The sequence below is a fragment of the Treponema sp. Marseille-Q4130 genome, from assembly GCF_014334325.1.
Lineage (GTDB): Bacteria > Spirochaetota > Spirochaetia > Treponematales > Treponemataceae > Treponema_D.
Map to the genome: position 1 here is coordinate 184834 of NZ_JACSET010000003.1, position 22374 is coordinate 207207.

The 22374-nt window shown below is 49.3% G+C and carries 17 protein-coding genes and 1 pseudogene; 10 read left to right on the top strand and 8 right to left on the bottom strand.

Annotation, left to right across the window (positions count from 1 at the left end):
* Position 1: 1 nt before the first annotated feature.
* The 3 genes from H9I36_RS04595 to H9I36_RS04605 all read left to right on the top strand — a co-directional run bounded on the left by H9I36_RS04595 (position 2) and on the right by H9I36_RS04605 (position 4396).
* Positions 2 to 3013 carry a type III restriction-modification system endonuclease gene (locus H9I36_RS04595; protein WP_187384202.1) on the top strand — a complete coding sequence of 1004 codons (3012 nt, stop codon included), beginning with the start codon at positions 2 to 4 and terminating at the stop codon, positions 3011 to 3013.
* Between the two features lie 94 nt (positions 3014 to 3107).
* Positions 3108 to 3380, top strand: coding sequence for a hypothetical protein (locus H9I36_RS04600; RefSeq protein ID WP_187384203.1), 273 nt, complete (start codon positions 3108 to 3110; stop codon positions 3378 to 3380).
* A 167-nt stretch (positions 3381 to 3547) separates the two neighbouring features.
* Positions 3548 to 4396 carry a DUF3737 family protein gene (locus tag H9I36_RS04605; protein ID WP_187384204.1) on the top strand — a complete coding sequence of 283 codons (849 nt, stop codon included), beginning with the start codon at positions 3548 to 3550 and terminating at the stop codon, positions 4394 to 4396.
* A 45-nt stretch (positions 4397 to 4441) separates the two neighbouring features.
* Here the strand turns inward: H9I36_RS04605 and H9I36_RS04610 are convergent, their stop codons facing one another.
* The 5 genes and pseudogenes from H9I36_RS04610 to H9I36_RS04630 all read right to left on the bottom strand — a co-directional run bounded on the left by H9I36_RS04610 (position 4442) and on the right by H9I36_RS04630 (position 11415).
* Positions 4442 to 4855 carry an EamA family transporter gene (locus H9I36_RS04610; RefSeq protein ID WP_187384205.1) on the bottom strand — a complete coding sequence of 138 codons (414 nt, stop codon included), beginning with the start codon at positions 4853 to 4855 and terminating at the stop codon, positions 4442 to 4444.
* Between the two features lie 90 nt (positions 4856 to 4945).
* A pseudogene (locus H9I36_RS04615) lies at positions 4946 to 6325 on the bottom strand (aminopeptidase); the annotation flags it as partial.
* 30 nt (positions 6326 to 6355) lie between these two features.
* Positions 6356 to 6817: a chemotaxis protein CheX gene (locus H9I36_RS04620; RefSeq protein WP_187384207.1), complete on the bottom strand. Its 462-nt coding sequence runs from the start codon at positions 6815 to 6817 to the stop codon at positions 6356 to 6358.
* A gap of 217 nt (positions 6818 to 7034) precedes the next feature.
* Entirely contained in the window at positions 7035 to 11243 is a 4209-nt protein-coding gene (carB, locus tag H9I36_RS04625; protein ID WP_187384208.1) for a carbamoyl-phosphate synthase large subunit, read from the bottom strand.
* Positions 11218 to 11415, bottom strand: coding sequence for a hypothetical protein (locus H9I36_RS04630; RefSeq protein WP_187384209.1), 198 nt, complete (start codon positions 11413 to 11415; stop codon positions 11218 to 11220). The genes carB and H9I36_RS04630 overlap by 26 nt, the downstream gene beginning before the upstream one ends.
* A gap of 262 nt (positions 11416 to 11677) precedes the next feature.
* On the opposite strand from H9I36_RS04630, the gene H9I36_RS04635 reads away from it, so the two are divergent.
* From H9I36_RS04635 to H9I36_RS04665, 7 genes are all read left to right on the top strand, one after another.
* Entirely contained in the window at positions 11678 to 12679 is a 1002-nt protein-coding gene (locus tag H9I36_RS04635) for a cytidylate kinase-like family protein (RefSeq protein WP_187384210.1), read from the top strand.
* A 196-nt stretch (positions 12680 to 12875) separates the two neighbouring features.
* The gene (locus H9I36_RS04640; RefSeq protein ID WP_187384211.1) at positions 12876 to 13043 is read left to right on the top strand and encodes a hypothetical protein; all 168 of its coding nucleotides are present in this window, start codon (positions 12876 to 12878) and stop codon (positions 13041 to 13043) included.
* A gap of 93 nt (positions 13044 to 13136) precedes the next feature.
* The gene (locus H9I36_RS04645) at positions 13137 to 13679 is read left to right on the top strand and encodes a methylated-DNA--[protein]-cysteine S-methyltransferase (RefSeq protein WP_187384212.1); all 543 of its coding nucleotides are present in this window, start codon (positions 13137 to 13139) and stop codon (positions 13677 to 13679) included.
* A 233-nt stretch (positions 13680 to 13912) separates the two neighbouring features.
* A complete protein-coding gene (locus H9I36_RS04650) occupies positions 13913 to 14986 on the top strand; it encodes an endo alpha-1,4 polygalactosaminidase (RefSeq protein ID WP_187384213.1) in 1074 nt (357 codons plus the stop codon).
* Positions 14987 to 15004: 18 nt separating this feature from the next.
* Positions 15005 to 15220: a SlyX family protein gene (locus H9I36_RS04655; RefSeq protein ID WP_187384214.1), complete on the top strand. Its 216-nt coding sequence runs from the start codon at positions 15005 to 15007 to the stop codon at positions 15218 to 15220.
* 9 nt (positions 15221 to 15229) lie between these two features.
* Positions 15230 to 16186 (top strand): RluA family pseudouridine synthase, encoded by a 957-nt coding sequence (locus H9I36_RS04660; protein WP_187384215.1) that lies wholly within the window; start codon positions 15230 to 15232, stop codon positions 16184 to 16186.
* On the top strand, positions 16167 to 19184 hold the full coding sequence (locus tag H9I36_RS04665; RefSeq protein WP_187384216.1) for a hypothetical protein: 3018 nt from the start codon (positions 16167 to 16169) through the stop codon (positions 19182 to 19184). The genes H9I36_RS04660 and H9I36_RS04665 overlap by 20 nt, the downstream gene beginning before the upstream one ends.
* Before the next feature lie 205 nt (positions 19185 to 19389).
* On the opposite strand, the gene H9I36_RS04670 is transcribed toward H9I36_RS04665, so the two are convergent.
* From H9I36_RS04670 to H9I36_RS04680, 3 genes are all read right to left on the bottom strand, one after another.
* On the bottom strand, positions 19390 to 20658 hold the full coding sequence (locus H9I36_RS04670) for a beta-ketoacyl-ACP synthase (protein ID WP_187384217.1): 1269 nt from the start codon (positions 20656 to 20658) through the stop codon (positions 19390 to 19392).
* Between the two features lie 365 nt (positions 20659 to 21023).
* Positions 21024 to 21764: a 3-oxoacyl-ACP reductase FabG gene (gene fabG / locus H9I36_RS04675; protein WP_187384218.1), complete on the bottom strand. Its 741-nt coding sequence runs from the start codon at positions 21762 to 21764 to the stop codon at positions 21024 to 21026.
* A 54-nt stretch (positions 21765 to 21818) separates the two neighbouring features.
* On the bottom strand, positions 21819 to 22322 hold the full coding sequence (locus H9I36_RS04680; protein WP_187384219.1) for a hotdog family protein: 504 nt from the start codon (positions 22320 to 22322) through the stop codon (positions 21819 to 21821).
* Positions 22323 to 22374: the final 52 nt, after the last annotated feature.

Consider the following 22374-nt stretch of genomic DNA (forward strand, 5'->3'; position numbering starts at 1 on the left):
AATGAAGCTTGAGCAAAACTTACCGCATCAGATAAACGCAATCAATGCCGTGCTCCGCGTCTTTGACAATATCGAGGGGCGGTTTTTCGCCGACCGCACAAAATGTCCTTTTATGACCGGCGATTTAGAAACAATAAAAACCAATATCGTGCAAATCCAAAAAGGTGAAAAGTTCGGCTGTTTTTCGGACGATTATTCCGTGCCGGAAACGCTCCGTCAAAATTACACGGATTCAAGTCCACACTATCTGAACATTGATATAAAAATGGAAACCGGAACCGGAAAAACCTACGTTTACACGCGGACGATGTTCGAGCTTCATCAAAAATACAGCGTAAACAAATTCATCGTGCTTGTGCCGACCGTTCCGATTAAGGAAGGCGCAAAATCTTTTTTGAAGTCCGCATATATGAAAAGCGATTTGCAGTCGCTCTACGGCGGAACGGAACTGCGCCTTCATGTGCTTGACGCTCAAAAGCAAAACACACGGGGACGCAAATCTTTTCCCGCCGCAATTCAGGCTTTTGCGGAAAACACCGATTTGAACGGCAACAAAATCGACGTGCTTTTGACGAACAGCGGAATGTTGAATTCCGCAAAAACGATGGATGCCGAATACGACCAGACCTTGCTCGGGACGTTTACCAATCCGTACAAGGTGTTGCGGAATATAAATCCGTTTGTGATTATCGACGAGCCGCACAAATTCAATCGCACAAAGGGAACGTTCAAAACGCTTGTTGAAAAAATTAAGCCGCAGGTGATTATCCGGTACGGTGCGACGTTTCCCGAAATGGGAAAAGATAAAATCGACTATGAAAATGTCGTGTATTCATTGAACTCATGCCGGGCGTTTAACGACAATCTTGTAAAAGGCGTGCAGGTTGAATACATCGCGGACGAGGACAAAATAAAAGACCGCGTAAAAATCAAAGTGCTTGAAATAAACGCTGCAAAAGGCGAAGCAAAATCCGTGCGTTTTCAAAACGAGCAGACAAAAAAGACGTTCGATTTACAGGAAAACGCTTCCCTTTCGGAAATCGATGCAAGTTTTCAGAATATTCACGTTGCCGCAATTTCAAAAGCGGAAGTGCAGCTGAGCAACGGTATGATTTTGCACAAAAGCGAATCTTTATATCCCGAAATTTTTTCCGACAGTTTTCAAACAACAATGCTGAACCTTGCCATTGATCGTCATTTTGAAAAAGAATACGACAACTTTTGCGGAGATGTAAAAAAAATAAAAACGCTTTCGCTTTTTTTCATTGATTCGATTCAATCTTTTAGGGATGACGGATTTTTACGGCAGGAGTTTGAGCGTCTTTTAAAGGAAAAACTGAACGCTCTAATTGAAAAATATCAAAAATCGGAACGACGGGAAGAAAGAGAATATGCGGATTATCTTTCATTTTCTCTTGCAAATTTAAAGAAAACGATTGCAGGTTATTTTTCCGAAGACAACAACACCGACAGCGACGAAGTTCGGGAAGAAGTTGATAAAGTCTTGCGGCAAAAAGATGAAGTTATCAAAATCAAAAAAGAAAACGGCGAATGGGAGCCGACGCGGTTTATTTTTTCAAAATGGACGCTCAAAGAAGGCTGGGACAATCCCAATATTTTTGTCATTGCAAAACTGCGTTCAAGCGGCAGCGAAACGAGCAAACTGCAGGAAGTCGGGCGAGGTTTGCGTCTGCCTGTTGACGAACTCGGCGAGCGACAGAGCGAAAGGCAATTTTATCTGCGGTATATAATCGACTATTCGGAAAAAGACTTTGCTGAAAAATTGCTTTCGGAAATCAACTTCGGAGCAGAGGTAGAATTTAAAATTACAAAATCATTCCTTGAAGAATACGCAAAGAAAAAGCAGATTGATATTAAGGCTTTTTTTAAGGATTTGATTGTAAAAGATTATATCGATCCGGAAACTCACGAGCCGATTTCGGACAATCTTTCCGCATTCAAGGAAAATTATCCTGATTTGTTCATCGCATTGAATGAAGGAAAAATCGTCAACGTAAATGCATCGGGCGGAAAATTCGGCGAAAAGGTGAAAATCCGCAAAGAAAACTACGACAAACTTGCCTCCCTTTGGCGCAGCATAAATCAAAAATTCTATCTTCATATAGATTCTACAAAAGAAGAAGACTTAAAAGCAATGCTCTTTGAGATGCTAAAAAAAGGAATCGACGCATCTTCAAATATTTCAACTTCAATACGACAAACGACAAAAAGCGATGACGGCAGCGTAAAGTTCACGAGCGAAATAGGTTCGGCATTTTCACTAAAAAAAGAGATGCCGTATTCGGATTTCTTAAAAAAAGCGCAAAACGAAACGAATATTCCGATCACGCTTTTGCATGAAGTTTTTTGTGAATATTTTAAGGAATATCCGCTGCCTGAAAAATTCTTCAGCAAGCAGACTTTGCGGTGTTTAATCGAAGGCTATCGAGACTGGTATATAAAGACCTTTGCCGAAAAATATTCTTATGAAAAAGTAAACGCGCCCGTAACGGATCTGCTGTGTGATGAAAATAATGCCGTAAAAGAATACGTTGTCCGCAATGACATAGGCGTTTTGAACTGCAAAGAAACTCCGCTTGAAAATTATCTTTATGATTCGTGCGTTTATGATTCCGATTTGGAACGAAGCAATATTACGCACGACATAAAATCAAATATTGCATCGGTTGAAGTGTACGGGAAGATTCCGCGCAGGACGGTACGAATTCCGACGTATGCGGACGGCACGTACAGTCCGGATTTTATGTACGTTATTAATAGGAAAAACGGCAAACAACAATTAAATCTTGTCGTTGAAACAAAGGATAAAACCAAAGATCATATTGATCCGGAAGAAAGACGAAAAATCACCGCGGCAAAAAAATTATTTGAAAAATTACATCAAGAAGTATCGGACGTATATTATCGCCCTCAAATTTCAAAACAGGACATGACGGAAATAATCGAAAGCGTTGTAAAAGGCGATGATATAAACAACGATTTGTATTTGTGAAAAAAGAAACTGGACACCCTTAAAAACATATTTGATTTCTTTTTTATACGTTGATATAATTTTCATACCGACATCAAAAAAGAAATACAAAAAAATGCGATTACGGGATCTGACGATATACGCAAAAGAAAAATATCACATTGTCGAACAGCGCGGATTTACGATCGTGCTCGCAAGCGATTTGCCGGCGGCACAGGCGGAATATCACGCATCGACGATTCCGTTTTCAAAGGCGTCTTCTTTGCAGCCCTCTTCAATGCCTAAAAAAATCTGCAAAAAGATGAAGCTCTACCAATACGGTGACGGTTCGTTCCGTCAAAAATGCCGAAATTTCTACTCGGCAAGCCGACGAGGGCAAACCGCATAATTCGGAAAATAAATAATCTTAATTTTTCGTTTTACAAACTCTAAATTCGGATAGGCTTATATTTTCGCTGTTCGATCTAAGAAGCATTTCCGTGCCGCAGTGATGTCGGGTTTGCTCTTTCATTTGTATTTCAGTATATTTTATACGTATTTACACAAGGAATTGGAATGAAAGAAATCAAGCAGGAGTTTTTGACTGGTGAACGCGCACTGTTCCAAGCGCAGGATATGAAAATCATCGATACGATTTTTGCCGACGGTGAATCGCCGCTGAAGCACGCGTCGGACATCGAACTTGACGGCTGTATGTTCAAATGGAAATATCCGCTGTGGTACAGTACAAACATTACAGTGAAAAACAGCACGTGGTTTGAAATGGGGCGCGCGGGTGTATGGTATACGGATAACGTCAGCGTCGAAAACAGCGTCATCGAAGCGCCGAAAAATTTCCGCAGGTGCCGGAACGTGCGCCTTGCAAACGTCGATATGCCGAACGCGGCCGAAACGTTTTGGTCGTGCGACGGCGCCGTATTTGAAAATGTCAGAGTAAGAGGCGACTACTTTGCGATGAACAGTCGAAACATGAAAATAAACAATTTTATTTTGGACGGCAACTATCCCTTCGACGGCGCGGAAAATATCGAAATCGATAATTCGAAACTCATTTCAAAAGACGCGTTATGGAATGCCGAAAATATAGTCGTTCGCAATTCGTTTATTTCGGGAGAATATCTCGGTTGGAATTCGAAAAATCTGACCTTTGAAAACTGCACGATCGAAAGTTTACAGGGTATGTGCTATATCGACAACCTCGTCATGAAAAATTGCAAGCTCATCAATACGACGCTCGCTTTCGAATATTCTTCAGTCGATGCCGACATAACGAACACGATAGACAGCGTGTTTAATCCTTCAAGCGGCACGATACGCGCCGAACGCATCGCAAAGCTCATCGTCGAAAAAGATAAAGTCGATCCCGCGAAAACGAAAATCGTGTGCAGGGATATTGTGAATTAAAAGCGTCGCTCAACCGGCGCGTCATTTTCGATCCCGCACACGATTTTACAGCACCATGACGAGAGTTCCCGCCGTGAGGAGGAGTGCGCCGACGAGCGATTTTACCGAAACCTTTTCGTGCAGGAAAATAAAAGCGAGAGCGAGCGTGATCACGACGCTCATCTTATCGACGGGAACGACCTTCGATGCGTCTCCCGTCTGCAGCGCGCGGTAATAGCAAAGCCACGATGCGCCGGTAGCGAGTCCCGACAGAATTAAAAAAATCCAGCTCTTTTTTGGAATCGCCGTGATGCCGCCCTGCTCGTGCGTAACGAAAACCATGAGCCACGCCATCGCGAGCACGACAAAGGTTCGGATTGCGGTTGCAAGATTCGAGTTCACTCCTTCGATTCCGATTTTCGCGAGGATCGAAGTGAGCGCGGCGAACACTGCGGAACAGACGGCAAAGGGCAGCCACATAGCACGCCTCCGTGCAACTATATTGATTGAACGGCGGGTTTTTAAAGCGGCTCGTGTTCCGCCGCTTAAAACTCGACATTCGACCTATTATTATTTTTCGAGCGATAAAAATATTTTATAGCAATTATACGCCGTACAGATGTCTTCTTTATTTGTCAATTCCCACGGCGCGTGCATGCTTAAAACCGAAACACCCGCGTCGAGTACGTCCATGCCGTACTTTGCCGCAAGATAGGCGATCGTACCGCCGCCGCCCTGATCGACTTTTCCGAGTTCGGCCATTTGAAACGGGATATTGTTTTTTTCCATAAGCGCGCGGACTTTTGCGATGAATTCGGGATTCGCGTCGCTTGCGGAATATTTGCCGCGGCTTCCGGTGTATTTATTAAAAACGATCCCACCGCCGAGGAACGACGAATTGTCTTTGTCGTAGAGATTGCCGTTCATCGGATCGAAAGCGGCGTTCACGTCGCTTGAAAGCATCGCGGAATTTGCAAGGCAGCGCCTGAGCGTCAGATCGCTGTAACCGCCGCTCATACGCGAAATGATTTCGGCGACCGCATTTTCGAGCAAGTGCGAGCCCATGCCCGTAGCTCCTACACTGCCGATCTCTTCTTTGTCGACGCAGAGGCAGCAGTTCGTGCGCGTCTTTGCCGTGCTGTCGAAGAGCGCCTGTACCGATGTGAATGCGCATGCGCGGTCGTCCTGTCCGTACGCGAGGATGAGCGATCGATCGATGCCGCAGTCGCGCGACAAGCCTGCCGGAACGATTTCAAGTTCGGCGGATGCGAAATCGTCTTCATCGATATCGTATTTCGATTTTAATAATTTTAAAACGGCTTTCTTATATTTTTCTTTATCCTTTGAAGATTTTTCATCGTCTTGTTTTTTTTGTTTGTCTTTTTTTTGCGGAATGCCGGAACTCAAAATGAGGTCGAGGTTTTCGCCGGGGATAAAGTCGGACGCTTTTTCTTTCATCTGCTCCTGCGCGAGGTGCGGCAAAATATCGGACACGCAAAATACCGGATCGTCTGCAGCTTCGCCGATCGTCACGTTGATAACGCTGCCGTCGGTTTTGCATACGACGCCGTGGATCGCAAGCGGCAGCGTTACCCACTGATATTTTTTTATACCGCCGTAATAGTGCGTATTCAAATATACGATACAGTCTTTTTCGTAAACGGGATTTTGCTTTACGTCGAGGCGCGGCGAATCGATATGCGCGCCGAGGATATTCATACCGTCTTCAAGACTGCCCGTTCCGATCTCGAACAGGGCGACGGTTTTGTGCATTTTTTGCACGTAAACCTTATCGCCCGCTTTCAGCGTTTTATATTTTGTGATATCTTTATAACCGCGCTTTTCCGCCGCTTGGATGATTTCGGCTGTACACTCGCGTTCGGTTTTTCCGGCGTCCAAAAATTTTTTGTAATCGTTAATAAATTTTTCGTTCATACTATGCTCCTCATTATATGCGTACTTATAAAAACCTGATCGATATTATTTAAAACATACGTCGACTTCAAAGGGACCGTATTGCGTCGCAAACGGAATACCGACGATCGGATAATTTTTCGGCCACGAAAGCGTGTGATCTTTCCCCGCTACGACAACGGGCGGCGATACTCGTATGTCTCTGTTTTTGATTTCCGAAATCGCGTTCCCGGCAATGATATTCGTAAATTCGCTTACGAGCTGCTTTGCGAGTTCTTCCCGCTCCGATGCCACAACGATCTCTATGCCCGAACGGTCGAGCATTTTATCCGCAAGGATTTTATGCAGACGAAACGCGACGACGCCGTTGCAGTCGCCGGTAAGACCGAGCAGCCCGGAAATTTCCCACGCATGGCCGGCATTCGGGTCGAGCAGGTACGGATCTTTATGCTGCGGCGGCATATCGAACATATTTTTAAATGCATTTTCACACGATACTAAAAACGGATTAATAATTTTTACGTCCATTTCGTATTCAGTATATCGCAATGTAAAATTTGGGGCAAGGCAAAAAAATCGATTGTAGAAATTCGTATCCGCGATAGTGTAGAGAACGTATGCTGCCTTTTCGAGAAAAATCCGTTGCAGAAAAAAAACCGCGAGGTTTAAACGCGCCGCGGTTTTTTATTGTGCGGCAATCACCTTTTTAGGACAACATATCCGATGCTTTTTTCAGGTATACCGATTAAATCTCGATTTCGCCTTCGTAAACCGTGTCGCTCTGTCCGGTCAAATAGACGGTATCGCCTGTGTACTTCACGATGAGCGTGCCGCCTTTCACTTGCACGGTGATGTTTTCATCCATCGGACAATAGCCGTTCAGCACGGCGGCTATCGCGGCCGCACATGCGCCGGTACCGCAGGCGGGCGTTTCTCCGTTGCCCCGCTCCCACGTCCGCATCTTCAATTCGTTCCGGCCGACAACGCGCACGAACTCCGTATTCGTCCGATTCGGAAAAGCGGCGTTGTTTTCAAAGAGCGGCCCGATTTTTTCGACATCGACTTTATCGACAAAGCCGCAAAATACGACGCAGTGCGGCGTGCCGACGGAAAGGCACGTAACATCGTATTTCGTACCGTCTACGGTAAGCGGCACATTGACGATCGCTTTTTGAGGAAGCCGAGCGGCAAGCGATTCGCTCGAAGTCGGAACGGGCGAAAGCGTCGTCGGAAGAGATGCTGCATCGAAAAGCGGGCGCCCCATGTCGACGGTAACGGAAGAAACTTTTCCGTCGAGTTTATACAGCACAAGCGACTTCGTACCGCTCGCCGTATCGATCGAAAGAGACGCAGTCGGAGATGCCGCATCTCCGCGGTCTTTTACGCCGTTGATATTGTTGTCGTACAGATATTTTGCGACGGCGCGGATCGCGTTTCCCGCCAAGCGTCCTTCGCTTCCGTCCTGATTGAAAAACTGCATATACGCGTCCGCTTTGTTCGAATCTTTGACGAGCACGAGCGAATCGGCGCCGATTTCCATGCGGCGGTTGCACAGGCGGACGGCAAGCCCCGCAGGATTCGATACCGCCTGCTTCCTCGCATCGATGAGGATAAAATCGTTTCCCGTACTCTGCATTTTACAAAAGCGCAGTTTTTCTTTCGATTCGCGCAGCGCATTGATATCGACGAGTTCGACGTTTTCCGCATTGTAATGGCTCATGAGACAGTTCGCGATCGCGTTCGCCGTATCGATCGCGGTAAGGCAGGGTATGTCGCGCTCTACGGCGTGCCGCCGCATACGTACGCTGTCGGCATGCGGATCGCGTCCCTTCGTGCTCGTCGAAATCACGTAGTCGATTTTACCGGTATCGAGGAGCGTCAAAAGATTGTCGTCGGGATTTTCGTGGATTTTGTTTACGACCGTCACTTCCATGCCGAAGTCTTTAATAACGCCCGCCGTACCTTCGGTCGCGTACAGCGTAAATCCCATATCGTAAAATTTCCGCGCGAGGTCGGGGATTTCAAACTGATCGGTTTTACGCACCGTAAACAAAACGCCGCCGCTTCTTTTCATACGGTAGCCCGCGCCGATGAGCCCCTTAAAAATCGCTTCTTCCATCGTCGAGGCAAGGCCGAGCACTTCACCGGTCGATTTCATTTCCGGTCCCAAATGCGTATCGACGTCCATGAGTTTTTCAAAACTGAACACCGGCACTTTTACGGCGAAGTACGGCGAAATACGGTAAAGCCCCGTACCGTAGCCGAAAGTTTTTACTTTTTCGCCGAGCATCGCTCGCACTGCAAGTTCGACCATCGGTACGCCCGTCACTTTGCTGATATAGGGCACCGTGCGGCTCGAACGCGGATTGACTTCAATCACATAGAGATCGTTGTTGTAGATGAGATATTGAATATTGACAAGCCCTTTCGTGCCGAGCGCAAGCGCGAGTTCGCGCGACTGCTTGATAATTTTTTGCCGGAGGATATCGTTGAGATTCCACGACGGGTACACGGCGATCGAATCGCCGGAATGAATGCCCGCACGTTCGATGTGCTCCATGATACCCGGAATCAAAATGTCTTTGCCGTCGCAGATCGCATCGACTTCAAGTTCGGTACCGCCCATGTATTTGTCGATGAGCACCGGATTTTCGATGCCCTGCGAAAGGATGATACCCATGTATTCGCGCACATCGGCGTCTCCCCACGCGATGATCATATTTTGTCCGCCGAGCACGTAAGAAGGCCTGAGCAAAATCGGATAGCCGATGCGCTGTGCGGACGCGATCGCTTCTTCCGTCGTCAAAACCGTTTCCCCTGCGGGTTTATTGATACCGAGTTTGACGCAAAGCGCTTCAAATTTTTCGCGGTCTTCCGCGATGTCGATCGATTCGGCGCTCGTGCCGAGAATTTTTATGCCCTGTTCATCGAGAAATTTTGTTAATTTTATCGCCGTCTGTCCTCCGAAAGCGACGACGACACCAATCGGTTTTTCCGTATTGATGACGCTCATCACGTCTTCCGGCGTAAGCGGTTCGAAGTACAGGCGGTCGGACGTATCGAAATCGGTTGAAACCGTTTCGGGATTGTTGTTGATCGTCACGACATCGTAGCCGAGTTTTTTCAGCGACCATACGCACTGCACCGACGCATAATCGAATTCGATTCCCTGACCGATGCGGATCGGACCCGAACCGAGCACGATGATCGTACCTTTTTTGCTTTTCGATTTTGCATGTTCGGCGAGAAAATCCGCCGCTTCGTTTTCCTCATAGTAGCCGCCGTAAAAATACGGCGTTTCCGCGCTGAACTCACCGGTGCAGGTATCGACCATTTTATACGTCGCGGGAATGTGCGCGAGCTTACCCTGCTTTACGAGCGCGGCGGCGTTTTTCGCTTCTTTAATAATTCCCGAGCCGCCCGGGATCGCAACTCCGCTCAACTCGGTGATCGTTTTATCGGGGAAGCCGTCTTTTTTCGCTTCAAGATACAAAAGAGGCGAAAGCTGTTGCTTGCCGGTTTTTATCGATGCGAGTTCGAGTTCACGGAACGCGATATGCTGCAGTTTTGCCAAAAACCATATATCGATTTTCGTAATTTTATTAATTTCGTCGATCGACATGATGCCGCGCACGAGCGCTTCGTAGATCGCAAAAATCCTGCGGTCGGTACATTCGCCGACGCGCTCTTTGATGCGTTCATCGCTTTCGTTCACAAACTGTTTTAAGCGCATCGAATCCGTTCCGATTTCAGCGCCGCGTACGGCTTTCATAATCGCTTCTTCAAACGTGCGCCCGATCGACATCACTTCGCCCGTCGCTTTCATCTGCGTGCCGAGCGTGCGCTTTGCGTATACGAATTTATCGAACGGAAATTTCGGCATCTTTACGACGACATAATCGACGACGGGTTCGAAATACGCCGACGTTTTTTTCGTCACGAAGTTCGGGATTTCGTCGAGGTTATAGCCGATCGCGATGAGCGTTGCGACGCGCGCAATCGGATAGCCCGTCGCTTTCGATGCGAGCGCCGACGAACGGGATACGCGCGGATTCACTTCGATGACCGCATATTCGGAAGTCGAAGGATGCAGAGCAAACTGGACGTTACAGCCGCCTTCCATGCCGAGCGAACCGACGATATTGAAAGAAGCCGAACGCAACATTTGATATTCTTTATCGGAAAGCGTCATCGTCGGAGCGACGACGATCGAGTCGCCGGTATGGATACCGACGGGATCGACGTTTTCCATAGAGCACACGGTGATCGCGTTACCGCTGTGATCGCGCACGACTTCGAATTCGATTTCCTTCCAGCCGGCGATACATTTTTCCACGAGGATCTGATGAATGGGCGAACGGTGCAGCCCGTTTTGCGCAATCTCTTCGAGCTCGCTCTTCGTTTCCGCAATGCCGCCGCCCGTGCCGCCGAGCGTAAATGCGGGGCGCACGATGACGGGATATCCGATTTCATGTTCGGCAAAATCGACGGCGTCCTCAAGCGTCGTTACGACTTTTGACGGAATGCACGGCTCGCCGATGGACAGCATCGTGTCTTTGAAAATCTGCCGGTCTTCCGCTTTATCGATCGTATCCGGCCGCGCACCTAAAAGCTGCACTCCGTGACTTTTCAAAAAGCCCGATTTGGCAAGCTCCATGCTCAGCGTGAGGCCTGTTTGCCCGCCGAGTGTCGAAAGCAAACTGTCGGGCTTTTCCTTTTCGATAATCCGCCGGATCGTTTCGGGAATAAGCGGTTCTATATACACCGCGTCCGCCATGGAGCGGTCGGTCATGAGAGTTGCGGGATTCGAATTGACGAGGACGACGCTCAAGCCCTGCTCTTTGAGCGCTTTGCACGCTTGCGTGCCCGCGTAATCGAATTCGGCGGCCTGCCCGATGACGATCGGCCCCGAACCGATAACCATAACTTTACGAATCGATGTATTTAACGGCATAGGGCATCCTCCCGATCATCGGCACATCTTCGTGCACTTTGAAATACTGCCTGAGAGGCACCGGTGATTTTAAATGATTTGATTTTTTGTAGGAACGCCGTTTTTGCACGGCCGTCTTTGAGCGCTTTTCGAACAGCGTCAGCGGTAGCCGCATCGCCTGAAAAGAATGCATCGTTATTCATCTTAAAATGTAATTATATATTTTTATAAAAAAAATGCATACCCCCCCCCGATGGATGGACGTGTGAACGTGATTGACAGCGATGAACTTAATGAACATGAATCAAAAGAACCGGTTGAAGAAACTGCGAATGATGAAACCGCTGTAGATGAGCCGAAGAATTTTCCCGTTATTTTTTCCGTACACAAAGCCGTCGAAATATGGTATACTGGTTTTACGGATCACATCCGTAATATTAAAGGGGCGTTGCAATATGGATATAAAAATCATCACTGTCAGCAGGCAGTTCGGTTCGGGCGGTCGCATCATCGCAAAAGATGTCGCGGATAAACTCGGCTGGAAATTTTACGATCGGGAAATCATAGAAAAGATTGCGGAAAAAAGCGGGCTCGCAAAGGAATTTATCGAAGAGCGCGGCGAATACGCGTCTGCAGGACAAAACCTCGTGTACAGCGCACCGGCGGGTTTCGGCGGATTTTCTACGGGGCAGTCGGTGTTCGATAAACTGTATGTGATGCAGTACAATATCATCCGTGAAATTTCGGAAGAAGGACCGTGTGTCATTGTCGGGCGTTGCGCCGATTACGTGCTGCGGGACAGAACGGACTGCTTCCATGTCTTCATCTACGCGGATATGGATTTTCGCATCGCGCGCGCAGGGGGCATCTATAAAGTCGATGCGCCGAATGTGGAACGCTATCTGCTCGACCGTGACAAAAAGCGGAAACTTTATTACAAATACAATACCGACCGCGTTTGGGGCGAAGTAAAGAATTACGACTTGTGTCTCAAAAGCAGTGCGATCGGACTGGACACGTGCGCTGCGATGATCTGTGATGCGGCGCAGCACAAAACCGTCGGCCCCGTGCGAAAGTCGATTGCGTCTGCGGAAAAGGCGATGACGGCAGCTGCAAAAAAAATCGCAACGGGTTTGAAAAAATCGCCGGCGGCAACCGCCACCAAAAATATCGCGGACGATATAAAAGCGGCGGCTCCGAAGGCGGCAAAAAAAATCGCGGAAGAAGTCAAAAAGACCGCTCCTGAAGCCGTGCATAAAATCACTGCGGAAGTAAAAAAATCGTCGGCGGTTGCCGGAAAGACGGTTGCCGCCGCTGCAAAAAAGATTGCGGCAAACGTAAAAAAATCCGCGCCGAAAGCGGAAAAAGAGGCAGCCGAAGCTGCGAAAAAAATCGCGTCGGGTGTAAAAAAAGCGGTATCGTCACGCACGGCAAAGGCGAAAAAAAAGACCGACTGAAAGCGCCGCTTGAACAGCGCAAGAATGCTGCAAACAATGCAGCAATATGAAAACGAGGAAATACCGCGGTGAACGAAAAAGGCGATGCGTTGCAAAAATTCGACGTTCCGAAATATATAAGATATTTGAGCGTGATTTACTTTTCGTTTTATATATCATCGGGCTTCCGAGCGGGATGCGCTCATATACGGCATATATGGGATCGGCACGCGGCACAACCGTATCGCCCGTGTTGTGTTTTATAGCGCACTTCATGGGCACTTTCCAATATTTTGTTAAACTGTTTGTCGTTACGCTGATCGCTTTTTTTATTTTTAATAATTTTAAAATCGTGTACGGAGCCGTAAAAAAGCTGTTGAGATAATCAACAACCCCGACGTGGTATGTGAGATAACCGTCCGCACGAATAACGAGGGCGGCAAAGGTACAATGTATTTTTCTCAAGTTTAGGAGCATTATGATATACACGGCATTTTATTCGTCGCCGCTCGGCGATATGCTCTTGGCGCAAAAGGACGGAGCGCTCGTCGGACTGTGGTTCGAAGGGCAAAAATATTACGGCGCGGCGATTTCGGAGGCGGTGCCGAAAGACGATGATAAAACATCGGTCAAAGTAAAACGTTGGCTCGATCGGTATTTTGCGGGGCAAAAACCGGATGCGGCGGAACTCGCGCTCGCTCCGGCAGGAAGCGATTTTCGGCAGGCGGTGTGGGCCGTTCTCCGAGAGATTCCGTACGGTAAAACCATTTCCTACGGCGACATCGCCCGAACGCTTGCAAAACGCAAAGGGTTTGAACAGGTATCGGCGCGCGCGGTCGGAGGAGCGGTTGCGCATAATCCCGTTTCCGTAATCATTCCGTGTCACAGAGTCGTCGGATCGGACGGAAAGCTGACCGGTTATGCCGGCGGTATCGATAAAAAAATAAAACTTCTTGAGCTGGAAGGTGTCGATATGGCGATGTTTAAAGATGTCCGACGCGCTTCCAAGGGAGCAGTATGAAACAAAGCGACAGAAGACGATATGCGTTTTTAAGAGGATCAATTTCGAGTTTTCTAAAACTCGAAATTTTCCATCCGTTTCGTTCACCTACTGAGTGGCGAGTTTTGAAGATAAATAAAATGATGCAGAGGCGAGGTTCCGGCCGTGTGCCGTTTCGAGCGTTAAGCTTACGGAAGCCAGCCTTAAAAGCTCGACCGCGGCTAAGCGGACGGGTTCTCGCCGAAAGCAGACCTTTGTTTCGACAGTATTTTCAAAACCCGACATTCGTTTTAATAATTATTAATTTCATGTTTGCCGCGGCCGCTTTTTGCAGCGACAATTCGCCCTGTACCGCACACGATGTGCCGCCGCGTTACCGCGAAGAAATGCGCGCGTTTATAAAAAAAATATCCGCCTATGCAAAGGCGCAGAACCCGCACTTTGTCGTCATTCCGCAAAACGGGCAGACGGTCGCGTGGGACAGCGATGTCCCAACCGACGAAAACGGCGTGCCGCTTACGGAAGCCGATACTTCGTACATGGATGCGATCGACGGATGCGGCCGCGAAGATACGTTTTACGGCGAAAGGGGAGCGGGCAAAGCGACATCTTCGAGGGCGTCCGCATATTTTGTCGGTACGTGCAAAAAATTTTCGGAAAAAGGTAAGACCGTCTTTTCGATCGATTACTGTTCTTCCCGAGCCGCGATCGCCGACTCGTACGCGAAAAACGCCGCGGCGGGCTTTATCGGTTTTGCCGCGCCCGACAGAAATCTCGCCCTTATCCCGGAACAAAGCGGATACGGGCGAGAGTATTATCCGTACCGTAAAAATCGAAACGACGTGACGAAACTTTCCGACGCGAAAAATTTTTTATTTTTGCTCGGCATGTCTTCAGGCGACGCGGACGGAAGTGCGCTCATCGAAAAAATACGGGCGACGGATTACGACGCCGTGATCATGGACGCCTTTGTAGACGGCGGCGATGTGCCGTTTTCCCGTGCGGCTGTCGAATCGATTAAGAAAAAAGCTTCCGGAGGAGCGCGCTTTGTCATCGCATATATGAGTATCGGCGAAGCGGAAGACTATCGCCGGTATTGGGATGAGCGCTGGGTACGTGGAAAAAAATTGACAAAAAATGCGCCCGCGTGGCTCGATAAATTGAATCCCGATTGGAAAGGAAATTATAAAGTGCGATACTGGAATGAAGATTGGCAAAATATCATCTGCGGCGGCAAGGATTCGTATATTCAAAAAATTATCGATGCGGGATTCGACGGCGTTTACCTCGACATCGTCGATGCATACGAATATTTCGAAGAGCGGTAAACCGCATCTTACAAGGAGTTGTCTACGGATATCGAAACCGAAAAGCGCATCGTTGCGCTCGAAACGAAACTTGCCTATCTCGAAGATTTTGTAAATCAGCTGCAGGGCGTTTCCGTCGTTCACACGAAATCGATCGACGGGATTACGGCGCAGTGCAAAGCGATGTCGGAAAAACTGCGCGAATTGGCCGATGCGGCGGAAGAAATTCCCAACCGCATACCGCCGCATTATTAATTAATAATTATGGAAAAGCCGAGCACACAATACAAGCGCAAACATAAAATCGATTTCGGACGCGAGAGAATCGATGTCCTCTATGAAGACGCGTACATCGCTGTCATACATAAACCGTCGGGCATGCTTTCCGTTCCGTATCCGGGCAGCAAAGCTCGGACGGCGCTCGACGTGCTCTGCCGCATCATGAGGAGCAGGGGCACGTATTCGCAGCGGCATCGTCCCTTCGTCGTACACCGCCTCGACCGCGACACGTCCGGCGTCATGCTCTTTGCGCTGAGCGAGCAGGTACAGCGCTCGCTTATGCGTTCTTGGCAAAAAGTCGTCAGTAAGCGGATATATCGCGCCGTTGCCGAAAATCCGAAAGGGCATGCGCTTCCCGATTTCGGCGTCATTGACGCGCCTCTTGCGTACAACGCGTACAATATCGGCTTCGTTCCGAAAGCGGACGATAAGCCTTCCGACAAAGCGTACCGGATAAAACGATTCGATAAAAATAAAACGACTTATACGAAGCATTTGGATTTTTCCGGCGGAAAGGCGAAGTTTAAAACGGTCGAAGCGCGTACACGCTATCGCATCGTAGAGCGAGGGCAAACGCATACGCTTTTCGAGCTCGACCTCGATACCGGCAAAAAAAATCAAATACGCGCGCACCTCGCGTCGAAAGGCTATCCGATTGCGGGAGATGAAACGCACCGCGCTCGTACCGATCCGTTTTGCCGCCTTGCGCTTCACGCGCGTACTATCGAATTCATCCATCCCGCAACGCACAAAACCGTACGCTTCGAAGTTCTCGAACCCGAAGCTTGGCTCGAATATGTCCGGCGCGGCGATAAAAAGCCTGAGCTTCCGGTATGGCGAAAGGAAAGAGAAATGCGCGGCAGACCGGCTCTGCCGCGCGATTTTGCCGCTTCGCAAGACGGCGGCAGGGGCGGTGCAGTACATGAAAAAAATAATAATTAATTTTTTTATCGTCTCGATTTTCGTATCGCTTTCGCTCAGCGCCGCAGACGGTGTCATGTGGGGCGAAAAAGATATCCGCGTCGTAAAGACGCAGTGGTTCGATATCATCTATGCTCCGGATTCCGCTGAAAGCGCCGAACATCTCGCGCGTCATGCGGATGCGATATACGAAGACGTGTGCGCGTATCTTGAAACCGAGCAATGGAAGCGCTTTCCCGTCGTCATAACGCCTGCGCAGGACGAATTCAACGCATACTATTCGCCTGCGTGCTACGATACGATCGTTATGTACGATACGCCGGTGACGAAAAAGATCGCCGTCGCATCGGACGATTTTTTGTCGACGTTCCGACACGAGCTCACGCACGCCGTTTCGTACAATATGAAAAATGCGTTTTGGCGCGGAGTCGGCGCGGTCTTCGGCGACATCGTGAATCCTGCATACCTGTTTATCACGCGGTCGCGGACTGAAGGCGTTGCCGTCGCATCGGAAAGTGCCGGCGGTGAAGGACGCTTGAACGACCCGTACAGCGCGCAAACGGTGCGGCAGGCAAAGATCGAAGGCTCTTTTCCGTCGCATGCCGATATCTACGGTTCGCGCGATATCTATCCGTACGATACGAATTATCATTTCGGTGCAGCGTTTGAAAATTGGATTCAAAAAACGTACGGTATGAAAAACTACGCGCGGTTTTTATATAAGTGCGTCAACTTTCAAACGGTACACGCATCCGCCGCGTTCAAATCGGTGTACGGAATTTCCGTCAAAGAAGCGTGGAAACATTTTTACGATTCGGTTGCCGTGCCCGCTTCCGCTGCGCAATATCCCGACCCGCTTGTCAAAGGCTCATGCAAGGATTATTTTTCCGGTACCGATAAACGCTCGAAAGAAAACGCGCGCGCCTCACGATATGCGTCGTTCGTTTCGTGCAGCTCAGGCTTCGGCTTTACCGACGACGCAACCGGAAGTTTTTATTTTTCAAAATGGGATGCCGAACGGAAAGGCTACGATCGCGCAAAAAAAATATGTACCGTTAAAAACCTGCGTCACACATCTCTTTCGACTGACGGCGAATATGCGGCCTTCAGCGTGATGGGCGAAAGGCATGCCGTTCCGAAAAGCGAAGTGCATATCTTTAACATGAAAAACCGCTCGCGCTATACGATAAGCGAAACGGGTCTGCGCGATGCAGCCGTCGTTTTATGGAACGGCGCATATTATCTCGCGGCGGTAAAAACGAAGTCGCAGCAAAGCACGCTCACTGTCTACAAACTCGACAAAAGCGCGGACGGCAAAGTGCGCGGCGCTTCGCTTATCGCATCCCGTCCCCTCGCTCGGGGAGATGTCGCATTTACGCCGAAGGACGCAGGCGGCGGTGAGATCGTATACGTATGCAAAAGCGGTATGAAATGGTCGATTCGATTGTATTCGATTGCGGACGGTACGGAAAAGGTATACGATGCGCCGTACGATCGCATGGTTATCGGCGACGTCTCGCTTGCAAACACGGGTAACGCTGAAAAAGTATTTACGTTTTCGTGGGCTGCCGAAGATACGATGCCGCGCTTCGGAAAATTAATAATTAATAATTTTGATGATGGCCGAGCGGATTCCGCCGTAATGCTTTTGCAGACGGACGATGTATCCGGCGGCGTATACGATCCCGTCATGCTGCAAAACGGCAGTATCGCATATACGGGGCATTTTTTTCGTGACAATCGCCTCTTGACTGCGGAAAACGACAGTATGGCAATGCGGGAAATCGCGCTCGACACAAAACGCGAAAGGATTGAAAAGTCCGATACAGACAAAGCGCGATCGGCGGAAGCTGCCGACAATGTGCGAAGCGGAGAGGAGGCGGCCGGCAATCGAGACGTGCAAGCGATTTTTACCCGCTCGAAAAAATACAATCCGTTTGATTGTTATAAACGCGGCATCTTTTTGCCGGTCGGCATCGCATCGACATACGCGCAGAACACCGGCGGCAATATCACCGGCAGAATTTTGCCGCTGGGTTTCACTTACGCGTCCAATAATCCGTGGTCGTCGAAAATCGCAATCGCGAGCGGCGGCTACAGTATTCTTTCAAACAGCGGATCGATCGAAACGCGCTTCCAAAGCGGAACGGCGACTTCGCTTTTCAAATATTCGTTCAGCAATCAAATCGAATTCGACCGTCGCGGATTTAAGCAGACGGCTCACACGGTGAATCTTTCGTCGACGATCCCCGTCGGAAACCTATCTCGCCTCACTTTCGAAAACGCTGCAAATATATTGTTCGGAAGGCAAAACCGCACGGAATTTCCGAAAGGTTTCACATCGCTTTTCGGCGCGCTCGAAGATGACGACGCTTTACCGATGTTTATCGCAATTAATAAATTATCCGTCGGCTATTCGAATATTCATAAAACCGGTGCGGGCGTATACGAGAAAGCGGGCTTTGCCGCAGGCGCATCATATATTGCCGAATACGAATCCGAGCAGGGAACACCTTTTTCGCAGGATAACGTATATCAAAACATTTCCGTCAATGCCGCTCTGCGTTCGCCGCGTCTTTTGCCGTATGCGTGCCGCTGTGATTATACGTATAATTTTCCGTTTGCGCTCGGCACACAGCTTTTTCCGAGCAGATCGACTTTTATTAAAAATAGTGTCGAGTTTATTTTGTTTGCAGGCGAAGTACAAAAAGCGATCCCGCTTTTCTACGTAAACCGCTGGGCACTGCGTGCATCGTATACCGGTCGTTTCGATTATACGGGCGGCACATCGTGGGATTTTTTTGATACGCCGCATCTTGTACGAAATCTTTTTTCGGGCGAAATGCGCTATTGCGATTCGGCCGTGCTGTCCGCGTCGCTGACCTTTACACCGAACTTCGGCGCCGCAGCAACGCCGCTTTTGACATCGACCCTGCGCGCGGGTTTGCGTTATGTCATCCGTGAAACTAAAAAGCAAAATTATTTTGCATTCGAATTCGGCTGGAATCTTGCTTATTAAACGAATAAGGGCGCGGGGAAAAGAAACCGTCGGTGTCGTTTCCCCGCAAACCTCTGCATGTTCTTTTATTGTCCATAAAATTCAACAGTCGAACAAAATATCAATTTTGGAGACTGTTGAATTAGTGCGCGCAAGCGCACATGTATATCCGCGAGTTTTCCGAAGGGAAACTCGAAGTTAAATTGAACGGCGCTATTTCAGACGTTCAATTTAAACCTTCGATCTTTTTAAACACGAGCGATGTGTTGACGCCGCCGAACGCGAAGTTGTTCGACATAACACAGTCGCACGAGATTTCACGCCCCGCACCTTTGATATAGTCGAGAGGCGCACATTCTGGATCGTCGTTTGTAAGATTGCAGTTCGGATGGAACCAGCCTTCGTTCATCATATTGATCGTAAGCCACGCTTCAACGCAGCCGCACGCGCCGAGCGTATGACCGATAAAGCTCTTCGTCGAAGAGATCGGCACCGCGCGTTTGAACACCGAATACACAGCCTGCGATTCCGATATGTCGCCGTGGCTCGTCGCCGTGCCGTGCGCGTTGATATAAGCGATTTTGCTTTCGTCGATACCCGCGTCTTCAAGCGCCATCGAAAGCGCAAGCGCCTGCGTCGCAGCGTTCGGGCTTGTGATGTGCGTGCCGTCCGCGTTCGTCGCAAAGCCCGCGACTTCCGCATACATTTTCGCACCGCGCTTTACGGCGTGTTCCATATCTTCCAAAATCAGCGTACCCGCTCCTTCGCCGATAACAAGGCCGTCTCTGTCTTTGTCAAAGGGCTTCGGAGTCGCTTCGGGAGTTTTATTGAGGATGCTCGTAGCGCCGAGCGTATCGAAAATCGCAGCGTCGGGAGGAGAAAGCTCTTCCGCACCGCCCGCGATCATGATTTCCGCCCTGCCGTCTTCGATCGCTTCGTACGCATAGCCGATCGCCTGACTTCCCGACGTACACGCGGTATCGGTTACGATGATGCGTCCGCGTATTTGATAATAGACGCTCAAATTGCACGCGTTCGTCTGCGGCATCGCTTTGATATAGGTTTGCGAATCGAGCTTCGACGTGTCGCCCGTTTCCATCATGTCGGCGATATCCATAATCGCGTCCATGCTTCCCATGCACGTGCCGTATGAAATGCCGGTGCGGCCGCTCTTCAATTCGTCGATGACGTCTCCGTCGTCTTTTAACAATCCCGCCATTTTAAGCGCGTCTTCGGTCGATACGAGCGACAAGAGCGCGACGCGTCCCATGCCGCGAATCTTTTTCCGCGGAAACGACGGAAGCGCTTCTTCATACGGGCACGCAAGGCGCGTGTTCATCTTTTCGTAGCGTTCCCAATCGCTCATATATTTGATGCAGTTTTTGCCGGACTGCAGTTTTGCAAAAGCCGTCTGCCAGTCGCGGCCGAGAGCGGTCAGCATACCGCCACCCGTTACGACGACCCGCCGCTTTCCGTTCGGTTTTGTATACGTCATAGTTAACCTCGCTTGTAATTTTAGCATAAATACGTACGCGTATCAACGAAAAGTCAGGGCAGGGCAACCGCACCGGACGCCATATTCTCTAAAAAACAGCACGTACCGCAAAAAAAGCGGCTGCACTCCCGGCAACAGCCCTGCCGTTCGCCGCGGCAGACCGTAATCGGAATCGGACTGCGCGAATTTTTTCCAAAAAAATTCGCTTGCCATCGGTCTGAGCGGCTCGGCGGCAGTTCCGCTGCCTCGCGTTCCGCCTTTTTATTTACTTATACGTTCTTTTTCCGTACATACATTTCCGGTACGGTTGTCCTGCAAAAGCTGCACACGCAACAATTATACGACACTGAATTATTAATTAATAATTAATGGATGCCGCCGTCGACGGCGATCACTTGCCGCGTGATATACGATGCGCTCTCCGACAGCAAAAACACCGCGAGAGAGGCGACTTCTTCGGGCTTTCCCGCCCTCGCCATCGGAATGGTCTGCATGATGATCTTTTTCGCTTCTTCGTTGATCGCGGCCGTCATATCCGTTTCGATAACGCCGGGAGCGATCGTGTTTACGGTGATGTGACGGCTCGCAAGTTCGACCGCAAGCGCTTTTGCCGCTCCGATGATCCCCGCCTTCGACGCGCTGTAATTCGTCTGTCCGCGGTTTCCCATGATGCCGCTCACCGACGACACGGCGATGATACGTCCTTTCTTTTTGCGCGCCATCGGCATGACAAGGGGCTGGATCACATTGAAAAAGCTGTCGAGATTCGTGCGGATAACCGCGTCCCAATCCTCTCCGGTCAATCCGACGAAAGTGTTGTCCCTCGTGATACCCGCATTGCTCACCACACCCCACAGCGCTCCGTGTTTTTCAGTGAGCGTGTCGAGCTTCGCCTTGCAGTCCGCTCTGTCGGCGACGTTGAACTGTACGAGCTCGCCTTCTCCGCCGGAAGCCGTAATCAGCGAAAGGGTTTCTTCAGCTTTTTCTTTTCCGTGATTGTAGTGGCAAATAACATAGTAGTCGGCTTTCGCCGCTTCAACTGCGATCGCGCGCCCGATCCCGCCCGACGCTCCGGTAACGATTATTTTTTTCGCTTCATCCGCCATAAAAAACTCCTGATTCGATTTTTACCGCACCGCTTGCGGCAAATCGTTTATCGGTTATTCGTCTTTAAATAAATTCATAATATCTTCCGTTTCCATAACGGTTATCGTCGATGAAACGGCAGGTGCCCCGTCCGATGCCGATGCAAAAAGTTCGCAGTTATAGCTGTACGTCATTTCGGCGCGGTAGTCTTCTTTTATCTTCATCACGATAGTCGTGCCGCTTTTCAGATACGGAACGGCCGCTTTGAATTTGCTGACGCTTAAAATAAAACCGGGACGAGGATAACGGCCGAGCGCTTTATTCGTGATGCCCGTCAGCGCCGAAATGCCCTGCGCCATAAATTCGAAGCCCGCCCATGTCGGCACGCCGTCGGATGCGGCTTCGTAAAAGATGCACTCCGGCGTAATATCGTATTCGCTCGTAATCGTATGCGCTTCCGTGTCGTGCTGCGTTACGCGGCTGAGCAAAAACATCTTTCCCTTGTGCGGCAAGAGATCGATCAGCACGTCGCGCTCGATGCGCTGCGGCAAATTTTCACGTATCGTTTCGCTTTCCATAGTTCTCCTGTTTTTCTATCCGTACACGCTGCACTGTGCGATCGCGGTTCAC